Origin of the sequence: Pseudomonas sp. URIL14HWK12:I12 (genome assembly GCF_003097135.1) — a bacterium.
In the GTDB taxonomy this organism is placed as follows: Bacteria; Pseudomonadota; Gammaproteobacteria; order Pseudomonadales; family Pseudomonadaceae; genus Aquipseudomonas.
In genome coordinates this window covers 79,935-94,500 of sequence record NZ_QEQL01000001.1, presented here as the reverse complement: position 1 = coordinate 94,500, position 14,566 = coordinate 79,935, and the positions used below count along the sequence as shown (strand labels likewise).

The 14,566-nt window shown below is 62.8% G+C and carries 13 protein-coding genes; 7 read left to right on the top strand and 6 right to left on the bottom strand.

Going from position 1 to position 14,566, the window contains the following annotated elements; all coding sequences use genetic code 11:
* Position 1: 1 nt before the first annotated feature.
* Positions 2-610 (bottom strand): FMN-dependent NADH-azoreductase, encoded by a 609-nt coding sequence (locus F474_RS00405; RefSeq protein WP_097086351.1) that lies wholly within the window; start codon positions 608-610, stop codon positions 2-4.
* A gap of 231 nt (positions 611-841) precedes the next feature.
* On the opposite strand from F474_RS00405, the gene F474_RS00400 reads away from it, so the two are divergent.
* Positions 842-1,156 (top strand): hypothetical protein, encoded by a 315-nt coding sequence (locus F474_RS00400; protein WP_097086349.1) that lies wholly within the window; start codon positions 842-844, stop codon positions 1,154-1,156.
* On the opposite strand, the gene F474_RS00395 is transcribed toward F474_RS00400, so the two are convergent.
* On the bottom strand, positions 1,153-2,109 hold the full coding sequence (locus F474_RS00395) for an AraC family transcriptional regulator (protein WP_256577785.1): 957 nt from the start codon (positions 2,107-2,109) through the stop codon (positions 1,153-1,155). The genes F474_RS00400 and F474_RS00395 overlap by 4 nt on opposite strands.
* The gene (locus F474_RS00390) at positions 2,076-2,906 is read right to left on the bottom strand and encodes an oxidoreductase (protein ID WP_097086345.1); all 831 of its coding nucleotides are present in this window, start codon (positions 2,904-2,906) and stop codon (positions 2,076-2,078) included. Before F474_RS00390 ends, F474_RS00395 begins: the two co-directional genes overlap by 34 nt.
* Before the next feature lie 186 nt (positions 2,907-3,092).
* Between F474_RS00390 and F474_RS00385 the strand changes: the two genes are divergently transcribed.
* The 5 genes from F474_RS00385 (at position 3,093) to F474_RS00365 (ending at position 10,382) form a co-directional block, all read left to right on the top strand.
* Positions 3,093-4,016, top strand: coding sequence for a LysR substrate-binding domain-containing protein (locus tag F474_RS00385; protein WP_097086344.1), 924 nt, complete (start codon positions 3,093-3,095; stop codon positions 4,014-4,016).
* Positions 4,013-4,384, top strand: a complete 372-nt coding sequence (locus F474_RS00380) for an MmcQ/YjbR family DNA-binding protein (RefSeq protein ID WP_097086342.1) — start codon at positions 4,013-4,015, stop codon at positions 4,382-4,384. Before F474_RS00385 ends, F474_RS00380 begins: the two co-directional genes overlap by 4 nt.
* A 152-nt stretch (positions 4,385-4,536) precedes the next feature.
* On the top strand, positions 4,537-5,769 hold the full coding sequence (gene mexE / locus F474_RS00375; RefSeq protein ID WP_097086340.1) for a multidrug efflux RND transporter periplasmic adaptor subunit MexE: 1,233 nt from the start codon (positions 4,537-4,539) through the stop codon (positions 5,767-5,769).
* Positions 5,770-5,781: 12 nt separating this feature from the next.
* Positions 5,782-8,958, top strand: a complete 3,177-nt coding sequence (locus tag F474_RS00370; RefSeq protein ID WP_097086338.1) for an efflux RND transporter permease subunit — start codon at positions 5,782-5,784, stop codon at positions 8,956-8,958.
* Positions 8,955-10,382 carry an efflux transporter outer membrane subunit gene (locus tag F474_RS00365; protein ID WP_097086336.1) on the top strand — a complete coding sequence of 476 codons (1,428 nt, stop codon included), beginning with the start codon at positions 8,955-8,957 and terminating at the stop codon, positions 10,380-10,382. Before F474_RS00370 ends, F474_RS00365 begins: the two co-directional genes overlap by 4 nt.
* Before the next feature lie 58 nt (positions 10,383-10,440).
* Here F474_RS00365 and F474_RS00360 read toward each other — a convergent pair whose 3' ends face one another.
* The 3 genes from F474_RS00360 to F474_RS00350 all read right to left on the bottom strand — a co-directional run bounded on the left by F474_RS00360 (position 10,441) and on the right by F474_RS00350 (position 13,707).
* Positions 10,441-10,653, bottom strand: a complete 213-nt coding sequence (locus tag F474_RS00360; protein WP_125483353.1) for a hypothetical protein — start codon at positions 10,651-10,653, stop codon at positions 10,441-10,443.
* 99 nt (positions 10,654-10,752) lie between these two features.
* On the bottom strand, positions 10,753-12,891 hold the full coding sequence (locus tag F474_RS22785) for an ATP-binding protein (RefSeq protein WP_097086333.1): 2,139 nt from the start codon (positions 12,889-12,891) through the stop codon (positions 10,753-10,755).
* A gap of 66 nt (positions 12,892-12,957) precedes the next feature.
* Positions 12,958-13,707, bottom strand: a complete 750-nt coding sequence (locus tag F474_RS00350) for a FadR/GntR family transcriptional regulator (protein WP_256577804.1) — start codon at positions 13,705-13,707, stop codon at positions 12,958-12,960.
* A 148-nt stretch (positions 13,708-13,855) separates the two neighbouring features.
* Between F474_RS00350 and F474_RS00345 the strand changes: the two genes are divergently transcribed.
* Entirely contained in the window at positions 13,856-14,527 is a 672-nt protein-coding gene (locus F474_RS00345) for a response regulator transcription factor (RefSeq protein WP_097086331.1), read from the top strand.
* Positions 14,528-14,566: the final 39 nt, after the last annotated feature.

Genomic DNA, 14,566 nt, shown 5'->3' with positions numbered 1-14,566 from the left:
TTCAGGCGGCAGCGAATTGCTGGTTGATTTGCGCCTGGGCGCCGGCCAGCGCCTGCTCACGCTGTGCATCGCCCATCGCCAGGCCTTCGGCGTGAATAACCTGAATGTCAGTGATGCCCAAAAAGCCCAGCATGAGCTTGAGATAGTCGACATGGGCTGCCCCCGATGCCTGGCCTGCATGCTTGCCGCCGGCAGTGGCGATGATGACCACCTTTTTGCCCCCGCACAGGCCTTGTGGCCCATTCTCGGTGTAACGGAAGGTCACGCCAGCCACGGCCACCCGGTCAAGCCAGGCCTTGAGCTGGGTAGGGATGGTGAAGTTGTACATTGGCGCGCCGATGACGACAGTATCGGCGGCCAGAAATTCTTCCAGTGCGGCGCTGTTCAGGCCGGCTTCCTGTTGTTGCTCGGCGCTGCGCTGCTCGGCCGGGGTGCCAGCGGCTTGCAGGCTGGCTGCGGAGAAATGGCCCAGTGCGCTATGGGCCAGGTCGCGGTAGGTAACGTCGATACCGGGTTCGGCGGCTTGCCACGCGCTGACCAAGGCATGGGTCAGGCTGCGGGAGGCCGAATGGTCGCCCAGGATGCTCGAGTCGATATGCAGCAGTTTCATGGCCATCTCCTTGCAGGATTCGATAGTGAAGTGGCGCCATCCTACCGAACAGGCGAATCGGAGATAAGTGCGTAAAAACGCGTTGGATTGTCCTATTTTTGGGATCAATAGTCGTCTTCAGGTTTATCGGCGCCATCGATAAGTACCATCATCAGGATCAGCTTTAGTTCACCGTGCGGGCGCGCAAAATAGCCAGCGTCGTTCTCCAGTCGTTACACAGGACCCTCCCCTATGCGCCTTGCGCTCTTTGCCGCCCTGCCTGCCTATGCTCTGCTCTCAGGTTGCGCCAACGGCCCCCTTGCCCCAACCCTGACCTTCGAGACACACAAGACGCCTCAAGCCTATGCCGCCTGCGTTGCACCCATGCTGCCCGAAGCCACGACCGTGACCGAGGCCTCTCGGCGCTATCGGATCGTCGTACCCAGCAGCCTGGCCGCCGATAACGTGATCGAAGCCTACAAGGCGCCCAACGGTGGCAAGGTATTCGTGTATGCCCGAAGCCTCGTGGGCGGCGGGCTCGTCGAAGCAGCCAGGGCTTGTGCCTAATGCGAAGACACGAAAGATGACGGCGTCTGAGGCGCAGGCAGTACGTAAGTAGCCCGTATCCAGCGAACCTCCTCTACCGGCGTACGCCCGAAGAAGCGTTTGAATTCCCGAGTGAACTGCGAAGCGCTCTCATAGCCCACCTCGAATGCCGCCTGGGCAACCGACATCTCGCCGCGCAGCATTAGCAGCCTGGCCTGGTGCAACCGCGTAGACTTAAGGTATTGCAGCGGTGTGCTGGCGGTCACGCCACGAAAGTGGCGGTGGAAACTGGCCAGACTCATGCGCGCCTCTTCGGCCAGCGCCGAGACGCTCAACGGGCTTGAATAACCCTGGTGGATCATCCTGATGGCCCGGCCGACCCTGGCGAAATGCCCTTGCTGGGCAAGTGCTGCCCTTAGCGATCCGCCCTGCTCTGCTGTCAGGACGCGGTAATAAAGCTCCCTGATCAGGCCAGGCCCAAGGATGCGCGCTTCGATCGGATCCCGCATGGCCTGGAGCAGCCTTAGCAATGTGCCGGACAACGGCTCACCCATGGGCGATGCATACATGCCAAGAGGCTCGGCCTGGCTCGGGCCAAACGCATCGTCGACGGCCATCATCAGCTCGCCGGCCAACTGGAAATCCAGGCGCATGTAAACCGCTAGCATCGGGGCCTGCGCGCTGGCCTCGGTCTGCATGATGAACGGCACAGGCACCGAAACCACCAGGTAATGCTGGGCGTCGTAGACATACAGCTGCTCACCGAGATAGCCGCGTTTGCAGCCCTGGCACACCAGCACGATCCCTGGCTCGTACAGCACCGGTGTGCGCGCCAGAGGTCGGTTGGACCGCAACAAGCGGACGTCTGCAAGCGGGCTGAGGTTGTAGCCCTCCTCCGGTGCCAGGCGTTCGAGCAGGGCTATTACTTCATCACCAACGTTCATCCGTCGGTTGAGCGCGTCAGTGCTTGCCATTGATCAATCTCGGCCAGTCGTTGATGAAGGTGCGTGCGCACCAGGCCCAGTGCATCGCTGCCCAGCAGTATCTGTGCTGGCGGTTCGGGTGCTTCAACGATGTGCAGGATCGCTAAGGCCGCCTTGGCCGGGTCGCCCAGTTGCTTGCCGCTTTTATCCTGCCGTGCCTGGCGGATCGGATCGAACAGCCGGTCGTAATCAGAAATCGAGCGAGGGCTGCGCTTCATCGAGCGGCCGGCCCAGTCGGTACGAAACGACCCAGGTGCGACGGCCGTGACCTTCACCCCGAACGGCGCCAGCTCCTGGCGCAATGTGGCAGTGATTCCTTCAAGGGCAAATTTGCTCGCGCAATAGTAGCCCACGCCGGGCATCGTGATGGTACCGCCCATGGACGTAATGTTGAGGATGTGCCCACCGCGTTGTTGACGAAAATGCGGCACCAGCGCCTGCATCACCGCCACGGCACCGAACACGTTGACCTCGAACTGTTGGCGCATCTGCTCCAGGGGAGACTCTTCGAACAGACCTTCATGGCCGTAGCCAGCGTTATTGACCAGCACATCGACCCGCCCGGTTCGGGCGATGGTTTCTTCCAGCACCGGCCCGACCCGATCGATGCAGCTGACGTCGAGCATTACCCCCTGCGCCCGGCCTGGGCTCAGTGCCTCGAATGCGTTCAAAGCTGCGGGCTGGCGCACAGTGCCTATCACGCGATGGCCGGCCTCCAGCGCCGCAACGGCAAGCGCCCGGCCCAGCCCGCTACTTACGCCGGTGATCAGAAACGTTTTGTTGGTCATGGGAAAACCTCAGCTGTTTGAAGTGCCCAGCCTAGCCCCCCCTACCGCTGCCATCCCACGGCCATAGCTGGCAAAGCCTTGCCTATTCCTATCAGAGGGCGCCTACCGCTGCCTCAAAGCTACGCTACCCGCGGGGGCATACAGGGTCCATAATGGCCGCTTTGCCGCTTTTCAGGTAATCGCGCCATGCCGATCGGTGATCCCAGAAACCTCAGCGACCTCTTCTATTTCGCCAAGGTCGTCGAGGCCGGCGGGTTCGCCGCCGCCGGGCGTTTGCTAGGTATTCCCAAGTCGCGCCTGTCACGCCGTATCGCCGAGCTGGAAGAGCGGTTGAATGCGCGCCTGCTGCAACGCACCACCCGCAAATTGCAGCTGACCACCGTAGGTGAACGCTACCTGCGCCATTGCCAGGCAATGTTGCTGGAAGCCGAGCAGGCCGAAGAAGCGGTGGCCAGCGTGACCAGCGAGCCGCGCGGGCCCTTGCGTGTAAGCAGCCCGGTCGGGCTAGCCAACCCCTTCCTCTCCCCCTTGGTGCGCGACTTTCTGCTGCGCTATCCCAAGGTGCAATTGGACCTTCTGTTGGTGAATCGCCGCGTCGACCTGATCAACGAAGGGATCGACGTGGCGTTGCGCGTACGCGAAGCCGATGACGAGGAACCTAACCTGGTGACCCGGCGCCTGCGCGAAGCGCGTACCGAAGTCGTTGCCTCACCGCAATTCGCGGCCGCCAACCCTGTACAGCACCCACAAGCGCTTGCCGGGTTGCCTCTGCTCGGCGCACCGGATGCCGACCGGCTCTGCCGCGTGCGGTTGTGCAACGCGGCCGGTGAACGTTTCGAGTTGGCCATGCCGGCGCGCCTGGGTGTCGAAGATTTCGACATGCGCCGCGATGCGGCGCTGGCAGGCCTGGGGTTCACCGTGTTGCCGATGATGCAGTGCGAAGCCGAGCTGGCCCGCGGCGTGCTGGTGCGCCTGCTGCCCGATTGGCATTGCCCACCGGCCTGGTTGCAGGCGGTCTATCCGCATCGGCGCGGCGTGCTCCCGGCCGTGCGGGCCTGGCTCGACCACCTGCAGCAGGCCTTCGACCACAGTACGGACCGGCCCCTATGAATGCGCAACAGATCGCAGCACATTGCCTGAGCCTGCCCGGCGCAAGGGAAGACTACAAATGGGGTGGCGTTAGAGTGTTTTCCGTGGCCGGCAACAAGATGTTCGCAGCCTGCGGGCTCAAAACCGGCGGTGACCTAGCCTTCAAGGTCGATGCCGAGCTGTTCCTCGGCTACTGCGACCGCCCAGGCTTTCGGCCGGCGCCTTACTTGGCTCGGGCCATGTGGGTAAGCATGGAGGACCCGTCGCTGATCAACGAACAGGCGCTACGTGCAATGCTTGAGCGCTCGCATCAATTAGTGGTGGCGCGGTTGCCCCGCCGTACGCAGGCCGGGTTGCTATTGGACCATGCCAACGCATCAGGCTTATAGCGAGTAATTAGTTAGCAAGCTTCGCAACTAACAAAACCGCTATAACATCACCCCTGTCGATAGTCATCTTCGAACCATTCGATTCGTCGATACACCGCCGGCCCCGCAGAATCCGCCTCAATTCATTAACCAAAGATTAAGGCGGGTTTCACATGGACCAGTCACTCAAACCCCTGCGCGTTCCGCTGGCTGCTTTGGCAATAGCAGCCATGGCGGCCTGCGGTAAGGCCCCCGAACAGGCTGCCCAAGCCCCGGCTGCCACGCCCGTGAGCGTGGCCAAGGTCATCGAACAGCCGGTCAATGAATGGGATGAGTTCACCGGCCGGCTTGAAGCGCCGGAAACCGTGCGCATCCGCCCGCGCGTGTCTGGCCAGATCGACCGCGTGGCCTTCACCGAAGGGGCCCTGGTACGCAAAGGCGATTTACTGTTCCAGATCGACCCACGCCCTTTCCAAGCCGAGGTCGACCGGCTTCAGGCCCAGGTTCAAGAGGCCAAAGCCAATGCCGCCAATGCTGAAAGCGAGGCGCAGCGCGGTGAACGTCTGCGAGGCGCCAATGCCATATCCGCCGAGGTCGCAGACTCTCGTGCCACCGCCGCCCAGGCCGCGCGCGCTCAGGTCCAATCGACCCAGGCGCAGCTGGACCTGGCGCGCCTGAACCTAAGCTTCACCAAAGTCACCGCGCCGATCACCGGCCGAGTGGGCCGCGCCGAGATCACCGCCGGCAACCTGGTCAGTGCCGACACCAGCAACCTGACCAGCATCGTCTCTACCGACAAGGTGTATGCCTACTTCGATGCCGACGAACGCGCCTTTCTCAAGTACAACCAGCTCGCCCGCCAGGGGCAGCGCGGGGCTACCACGCCGGTGTATCTGGGCCTGTCCAGTGAAGACGGCAACCCTCACCTGGGGCAGATGGATTTCGTCGACAATCAGGTCAACCCCCAGACCGGCACTATCCGTGGCCGGGCGGTGTTCGATAACCGCAACGGCGAATACACCCCTGGGCTTTACGCCCGCCTGAAGCTGGTGGGCAGCGGCACCTACGATGCCGTATTGATCAAGGACGAGGCCGTGGGCACCGACCTTGGCAACAAGTTCGTGCTGGTGATGGGCAAGGACAACACCCTGGCCTACCGCGCCGTGGAATTGGGGCCCAAGCTCGAAGGCCTGCGCATCGTGCGCAAGGGGCTGGAAAAAGACGAACGCATCGTCGTCAACGGCCTGCAACGGGTACGCCCCGGCGCCACGGTGGCGCCCGAGGATGTACCGATGGCCAGTGCCCAGACCCTCGCCGCCCTTGCCCAACAGCGCGCTGCCCTTGAGGCGGCCAACCGCCAGAACGCTCCGGCCCCCAAGCTCGCCACTGCCGCCCCGCGCGGTTAAAGGAAGCCTGTCATGAGCTTTTCCCAGTTCTTCATCCGGCGGCCGATCTTCGCCGCTGTGCTGTCGCTGCTGATCCTGATCGGCGGCGCTATATCGCTGTTCCAGCTGCCGATCAGCGAATACCCCGAAGTGGTGCCGCCCACGGTGGTGGTGCGCGCCAACTTCCCCGGTGCCAACCCCAAGGTGATCGGCGAAACCGTCGCCTCGCCGTTGGAGCAGGCGATCACTGGCGTCGAGAACATGCTGTACATGTCCAGCCAGGCGACTGCCGACGGCAAGCTGACGCTGACCATCACCTTCGCCCTGGGCACCGACCTGGACAACGCCCAGGTGCAGGTGCAGAACCGGGTGACCCGCACCGAGCCCAAGCTGCCCGAAGAAGTAACGCGGCTGGGCATTACCGTGGACAAGGCCTCCCCGGACCTGACCATGGTGGTGCACCTGACCTCACCCGATAACCGCTACAACATGCTCTACCTGTCCAACTACGCCGTGCTCAACGTAAAAGACGAGCTCGCCAAGCTCAGCGGCGTGGGCGACGTGCAGCTGTTCGGCATGGGCGACTATTCCCTGCGCGTATGGCTGGACCCCAACAAGGTCGCCTCCCGCGGCTTGACGGCCACCGATGTGGTCAATGCCATCCGCGAACAGAACCGCCAGGTCGCCGCCGGCCAGCTGGGCGCCCCGCCCGCACCCAATGCCACCAGCTTCCAGATGGCGATCAATACCCAAGGGCGCCTGGTCAACGAAGAAGAGTTCGAGAACATCATCATTCGTGCCGGCGAGGACGGCCAGATCACCCGCCTGCGCGACATCGCTCGAGTGGAGCTGGGGTCCAGCCAATACGCATTGCGCTCGCTGCTCAACAACCAACCGGCAGTGGCGTTGCCGATCTTCCAGCGGCCGGGCTCCAACGCCATCGAGATCTCCAACCAAGTGCGCGCCAAGATGGCCGAGCTTAAGAAGGCGTTCCCCGAAGGCATGGACTACAGCATCGTCTACGACCCGACCATCTTCGTGCGCGGCTCGATCGAAGCGGTGGTGCACACCTTGTTCGAAGCGCTGATTCTGGTGGTGCTGGTGGTGGTGCTGTTCCTGCAAACCTGGCGCGCATCGATCATTCCGCTGGCTGCGGTGCCGGTATCGCTGATCGGTACCTTCGCAGTGATGCACCTGTTCGGCTTCTCCCTCAATGCCCTGAGCCTGTTCGGGCTGGTGCTGGCGATCGGCATCGTGGTGGACGACGCCATCGTGGTGGTCGAGAACGTAGAGCGTAACATCGAGCTGGGGTTGGAGCCGGTAGCGGCCACCCAGCGTGCCATGAAGGAAGTGACCGGGCCGATCATCGCGACGGCACTGGTGCTGTGCGCGGTGTTCGTGCCCGCTGCATTCATCTCCGGCCTTACCGGGCAGTTCTATAAGCAGTTCGCGTTGACCATTGCCATTTCCACGGTGATCTCGGCGTTCAACTCGCTGACCCTCTCACCAGCCTTGGCAGCGGTGCTGCTGCGCGGCCACGACGCACCGAAAGACCGTTTTTCGCGGTTGCTCGAACGCCTGCTCGGTGGGTGGCTGTTCCGCCCGTTCAACCGCATGTTCGAACGCGCCAGCCATGGTTATGTGGCGACAGTGCGCAAGGTACTGCGCGGCAGCGGTATCGCCCTGTTGGTTTACGGCGGGCTGATAGGCCTTTCGTACCTGGGCTTTGCAAACACCCCGACCGGCTTCGTGCCGACTCAGGACAAGCAATACCTGGTCGCCTTCGCCCAACTGCCAGACGCTTCCAGCCTCGACCGAACCGAAGACGTCATCAAGCGCATGTCCGATATCGCCCTGAAAGAACCGGGCGTAGAAAGCGCGGTAGCCTTCCCGGGCCTGTCGATCAATGGTTTCACCAACAGCCCGAACAACGGCATCGTCTTCGTGACCCTCAAACCCTTCGACGAACGCAAGGGCGCGAACCTCTCGGCCGGTGCTATCGCTGGTGCGCTCAACGGCAAGTTCGGCGCGATCCAGGACGCCTACATGGCGATTTTCCCACCGCCGCCGGTGATGGGGCTGGGCACCATCGGGGGCTTCCGCCTGCAGATCGAAGACCGCGGCAACCTCGGCTATGACGCGCTGTTCAAGGAAACCCAGAACATCATCAACAAAAGCCGCAGCGTGCCTGAGCTGGCGGGGCTATTCACCAGCTACACCGTGAACGTGCCGCAGGTGGATGCCAATATCGACCGTGACAAGGCCAAAACCCTTGGCGTACCGATCAGCGACATCTTCGACACTCTGCAGGTGTACCTGGGCTCGCTCTATGCCAACGATTTCAACCGTTTTGGCCGTACTTACCAGGTCAACGTCCAGGCCGACCAGCAATACCGCCTGGAAGCGGACCAGATCGGCCAGCTTAAGGTGCGCAACAACCGTGGCGAGATGATCCCCCTGGCAACGTTGCTGAAAGTGACCGACACCGCAGGCCCGGACCGCGTGATGCACTACAACGGTTTCGTGACCGCCGAGATCAACGGCGCCCCGGCCCCCGGCTACAGCACCGGCCAAGCCCAGGCTGCAGTACAGAAGCTGCTGGCCCAGGAGTTGCCTAACGGCATGACCTATGAATGGACGGAGCTGACCTACCAGCAGATTCTTTCCGGCAATACCGCGCTGTTCGTCTTCCCGCTCTGCGTGTTGCTGGCCTTCCTGGTGCTGGCGGCGCAATACGAAAGCTGGAGCCTGCCGCTGGCGGTGATCCTGATCGTGCCGATGACCCTGCTTTCGGCCATCACCGGGGTGATGCTCTCGGGCAGCGACAACAACATCTTCACCCAGATTGGCCTGATCGTGCTGGTGGGCCTGGCGTGCAAGAACGCGATCCTGATCGTGGAGTTCGCCAAGGACAAACAAGAAGAAGGGTTGAGCGTGATCGATGCGGTATTGGAGGCCTGCCGGTTGCGTCTGCGGCCGATCCTGATGACCAGTTTCGCCTTCATCATGGGCGTGGTGCCACTGGTGCTCTCCTCCGGTGCCGGCGCCGAGATGCGCCATGCCATGGGGGTCGCGGTGTTCTCCGGGATGCTCGGGGTGACCTTCTTCGGGCTGCTGCTCACACCTGTTTTCTTCTTCCTCATCCGCCGTTCAGTCGAGCGCCGGCAAGCACGCAAGGCGGCTGAACCGAACACCGAGGTGCCTGCATGAACCTGAGCAAACCTTTCACGCCCTCGTTGCTGGCCCTGGCCCTGGCGGCGTGCGCCGTAGGCCCGGACTACCACGCGCCGGTCACCGCGCCTGCGCAGGTGAACGCTGCCGGCGCCGCCAGTGCGGCCTACGACGCTTCACGCTTCCAGAGCCAATGGTGGCAGCAATTCGACGATCCGGTTCTGAACCAGTTGGTCAGCCAGGCAATGGACGGCAACCGCGACCTGCGAGTGGCCTTCGCTCGCTACAAGGCTGCGCGAGCGATCCGCGACGACCGCGCCAACGACGAGCTGCCGGTGGTCACCGGCCGCGCCAGCAGCAACCTGGGCCGTGCGCAGAACCCAGGCTTCAGTGATCACCGCACCAATATCGAACGCTACGACGCAGGCTTGGACATGGCCTGGGAGCTGGACCTGTTTGGGCGTATCCGCCGTGAGTTGGAAGCGGCCGATGCCCAGGAAGATGCCGCCTTGGCCGATCTGCAACAGTTGAAGGTGAGCATGATCGCCGAGTTGGTCGATGCCTATGGCCAATTGCGCGGGGCCCAGCTGCGCGAGAAGATCGCGGCGCAGAACCTCGACACCCAACAGGCTACGCGCAAGATCACCATCACCTTGCGCGACAACGGTGTAGGCAATGAGCTGGACGTAGTACGTGCCGATGCGCGCCTGGCGGGTGTAGAGGCGAGTATTCCGCAGCTTCAAGCCGAGCAAACTCGCGCCAGAAACCGTATCGCGACCCTCCTGGGCCAGCGCCCAGAGCAACTCGCCGTGGACCTTTCGCCCAAGGCTCTGCCGGCTATCGCCAAAGCCCTGCCCATCGGCGACCCAGGCGAACTGTTGCGCCGCCGCCCTGATGTGCGGGCCGCGGAACGCCGGCTTGCGGCGGCCACGGCCACTGTGGGTGTACAGACTGCCGACTTGTTCCCGCGGGTAAGCCTGGATGGTTTTCTAGGCTTCACCGCCGGCCGTGGCTCCCAGATCGGTGCCAGCGCCGCGCAAGCCTGGACCCTTACGCCCACCATCACCTGGGCCGCGTTCGACCTGGGCAGCGTGCGTGCGCGGATCCGCGGTGCCAAGGCCGATGCCGAAGGCGCGCTCGCCAGCTATGAACAGCAAGTGCTGGAAGCATTGGAAGAGTCTGAAGATGCCTTCAGCGACTACGGCAAGCGCCAACAGCGCCTGCTCGCGCTGATCCGCCAGAGCGAAGCCAGCCGCAAGGCGGCAGATCTGGCAGAAGTGCGCTACCGCGAAGGCAGCGTGGACTATCTGGTATTGCTCGACGCGCAACGTGAACAGCTTGCTGCCGAGGATGCCCAGGCCAGCGCCGAGGAAGACCTCTACCATGGCATCGTGGCGATCTACAAAGCCTTGGGGGGCGGTTGGCAGGTAGCGGATGGCAATGCGGCAATGGCCCAACGCTGAAGCAGGCAGGGCCCGCGTTGGCGCGGGCCCGTGGCGGTGGCAGTTGAAGCTGCCCGGCTCAGTACCACAAACCTCCCAGATAGCGGTGGCCGGCTGCGGTCAACTGTAGGTAACGCTGGGGCGTTCCCACGCTGTCGGCAGCTTCTTCGATGGTCAGGAACCCTGCAAGGATCAAGGCTTGCACCGTGCGCCCCGGCCTTGCACGGACCCAGAGACGTTTGGAGGCGACTTCACACAGCAGGCAACGGTGTTCGGTTCTGTAATCAATCATGATGCACCCCGTCATGTTTTTTTTATTGTCACCGGCAGTGTAGGCCAGCCAAGGCCAGCCTGCCAAGGCCGAGGTGTCTAGACCAATGGATAGGGGGGCTCAGCCCTGCAGCAGCTCGCGGATTCGCTCGTTCAGCGACTGCAACGAGAAGGGCTTGCTCATGCTGTACATACCCTCCCCCAGCGGCCCGTCGACCGTCAGGGCCTGTTCGGCGTAGCCGGTAATGAACAGCACCTTCAGCTGCGGCCTCACTTTCCGGGCAAGGGCCACCATCTGCGGGCCGCTCATGCCGCCAGGCATGCCAACGTCGGTGATCAGCAGGTCGACCGGCAGGTTGGACTCAAGTATCCGCAGGCCGGATGCCCCATCGCACGCCTCTACCGTGACGTACCCCGACTGATCAAGAACTTCGCTTACAAGGCCACGGATACTGGCCTCGTCATCGACCACCAGCACTGTCTGGCCTCGCCCGGTGTGCGTGACGGGTGCGTGAGGCATGGCATCAGGGGCGCTAGCCTCGCCCGCATCACGCGGCAGGTAAAGCCATACCGCCGTACCAACCTCCGGCGTCGACTCGATATGTGCTTTGCCCCCGGACTGGCGGGTGAACCCGTAGATCATCGACAAACCCAACCCTGTGCCCATGCCCAGGGCTTTGGTCGTGAAAAATGGCTCGAAGGCGCGGTTCAGTACATCTGCAGCCATACCGCTGCCGCTGTCGCGAACACATAATGCAACATAGTCACCCGGCGGGCCCTCGCCGTCTTCTGGTGGGCTGGCGTGGCAGGTTTCTATCCATAGCTTGCCCCCTTCGGGCATCGCATCGCGGGCATTGATGCACAAGTTGAGCAAGGCATTTTCAAGCTGATGGGCATCTACCCGTGCGGCCCAGAGAGGTTGCTGCAGATGGATCTCGATCTCCACCGCCGGGCCCATTGTCCTGCGAATCAGCTCCTCCATCCCTGCAACCAGGGTATTGAGATCGGTGGGCCGGGGGTCCAAGGTCTGGCGGCGGGCGAACGCCAGCAGCCGGTGCGTCAGTGCCGCCGCTCTTCGCGCTGCGACCTGGGCGGTTTCCATATAGCGCTCTATGCCCTGCATGCGACCCTGAGCCAGCCGCGCCTGGAGCATCTCGAGGCTCCCGGAGATCCCGGTGAGCAGGTTGTTGAAATCGTGCGCGATCCCGCCCGTAAGCTGGCCCACCGCCTCCATCTTCTGAGACTGGCGTAATTGTTCTTCTGACCTCACCAGCGCCGCTGTGCGCTCGCGCACCGTCTCCTCCAGCGTTGCGTTGAGCTCGCGCAGTTGCTGCTCGGCAAAACACCGCTGCATGGCGCCATGGGTGCGCAGCGCGACCTCGCGGATGAAGCCCATCTGCTCCTGGCTCCAGGTACGCGGCTCACCCGTGGCCACGTACATCACTGCCATCAGCTGCCCGCGCTCTACCAACGGATAACTGATGAACGCCCCAATACCATCTCCAACCAGCCGTGGCACATCGGTAATGCGGGAATCCCGGGTCACATCGTCAACCACCACCACTTCACCGGCGCGCAAGGCATCGAGGAAGTCTCCAAACGCTTCTGGCCGATGTCGCCCTGCCAGGCTGTGCAGCCCCTCGCAATACCAGTCACGGTTGACCTCGAGCACCTCACCGGCAGCGTCGTATACGCAATACCCGGCACGGTGCAGGCCCAACCATTGGGCGAGCGTGGTCGCAGCCTCGAACGCCATCGCTTGCGCCTCGGTCAGCTCGGCCAGCCGATCGCTGAGCCGCAGCGCCTGCTCGGAAAGAAACTGCGCGGTGATGTCGGTGAACAGTACCGCAACCAGATCGCCGCCCGCTTCGCTCACCCGGGCCGCGCTCACTTCAAACCAGCGACACAGCGCATGAGCATGGTCGACAAAACGTTGCGACTGGCCCGTTCGGGCGATCTCCCCATACACATCGAACCAATGCTGCTCATGGTTGGGTGCCAGTTCGCGCATCCAGCGGCCGGTAACATTGGCAAGCCCGGTGTGGCGCTCGAATGAGGCGTTGGTTTCAACGAAGCAGTAATCCTCGGCGCGGCCATCCTCGGCGAAGCGCATGCGAATCAGGCAGAAGCCTGAGTCCATTTGCGCGAACAAGCTGCGGTAATGCACCTGAGTCGCCTCCAGCGCGTCCCGCGCGCCGACCAGTTCCGCCTCGAGGCGGCGGTTTTCGGCCTGCAAGGGAAATGTGTCTGAAAGGCTCATCAAGCACCGCTCCTGGGCTCTGGCTGAATGCACATCGTTAAGAGTCGCAAACCGTAAGGGAGTTCTTCATTCAGCGGTGAGCGGATGAGACTTCATCACCCGTGCACGGCTGTTGGACAGGTGCACGCGCATCGCTGCCCGTGCCGCGTCGTAGTCTTGGCGCGCGATCGCGTTGCAGACATGTTCGTGCTCGCGCACCAGGCGATCGTGGGTCTGCTGGCGGTCGAGGCGAGCGATTGCGGCGCTGTTGAGCCGAGCCCTGGGAAACATGCTGGTGCCAAAATGCGTGGCGATCTCGATGAAGTAGCGGTTGTTGGTGGCCTGGGCGATACGCAGGTGAAACTGAAAATCCGAAACCAGCGAGCCACCGGTATCGCTCGCACGTTCGAAACGCTGCAGCGCTTCGCGCAGATTCACCAGCTGCGCGTCGGTGCGGCGCAGCGCGGCAAGGCCGGCCGCCTCGACCTCGAAGCTCATACGCACATCGAGGATCGCCGCCACATCCTGCACGGTCACGATTGAAGACGGCTCAAGGCGTGCTACCGCATTGCCTGGGGTGTTGAGCACGAAGGTGCCGATCCCGCGGCGGGTTTCGACCAGCCCCGCCACTTGCAGGCGAGAGAGTGCATCACGAACCACCGAGCGGCTTACCCCACCGACTTCCATCAGCTCCACTTCGCTTGGGAGCTTGTCACCCGGCTGCAAGTCACCGCGTTCGATCTGCCGCGACATCTCCTCCACCAGGCTTTGGGCCAGGCTACGGGGGCGGCGGCGGGCTAGGCCAGGGCTATCGATGGGCAAAGGGGCTGGCTCGATGATTTGCAAAGATGGCCGCCATCATATAGCAACGCCAGGCACTTGTACGATCAGCACCTCTATCACGGAATTTTGACCAATGATTGACCGTGACGTGACGGCATGCCCCTTAGCCTGCGCGCGTCTACAGCCTCCACCATGGCCTTGCATGAACATTCTGATCGTCGAAGACAACCGTGATATCCACGACAACATTGTCGATTTCTTCAAACTCAAAGGCCACGAAGTCGAAGGCGCGCTCGACGGGCTGACCGGCCTGCACCTGGCAGCCTCCAAGCCTTTCGATGCGATCATTCTCGACGTGATGCTGCCGGGTGTAGACGGCTATCACATCTGCCGTAGCTTGCGAGAACACGCCCGTTCCACCACCGCGATCATCATGCTCACCGCCCGTGACGAGCTCCACGACCGGCTCACCGGCTTCGACGCCGGCGCCGACGACTACGTGGTCAAGCCTTTTGCCCTTGCCGAAGTACTGGCGCGCCTGGAGTCGATCGTGGCCCGCCGGCGGGGCAGCAACCCGCAAGTGCTGCAAGTGGGCGATTTGCGCTACGACCTCGATACCCTGGAGGTGACCCGTGGCGGCGAGCCGGTAAGGTTGACACCGACCGGCCTTCGCCTGCTCGAGGTGTTAATGCGCAAGAGCCCGGCAGTGGTACGCAAGCGCGAGCTGGAGGAAGCCGTGTGGGGGCGCAATGTGCCCGGCAGTGACATTCTCAAGAGCAACATTCACATGTTGCGCCGGGAGCTGGACAAACCGTTCGAAGCCCCGCTCCTGCATACCATCCACGGGCTGGGTTACAAGCTCATGGTGCTCTGACCCGGTTTTCACATCCGGCCAACGAACCCCACACCAGGG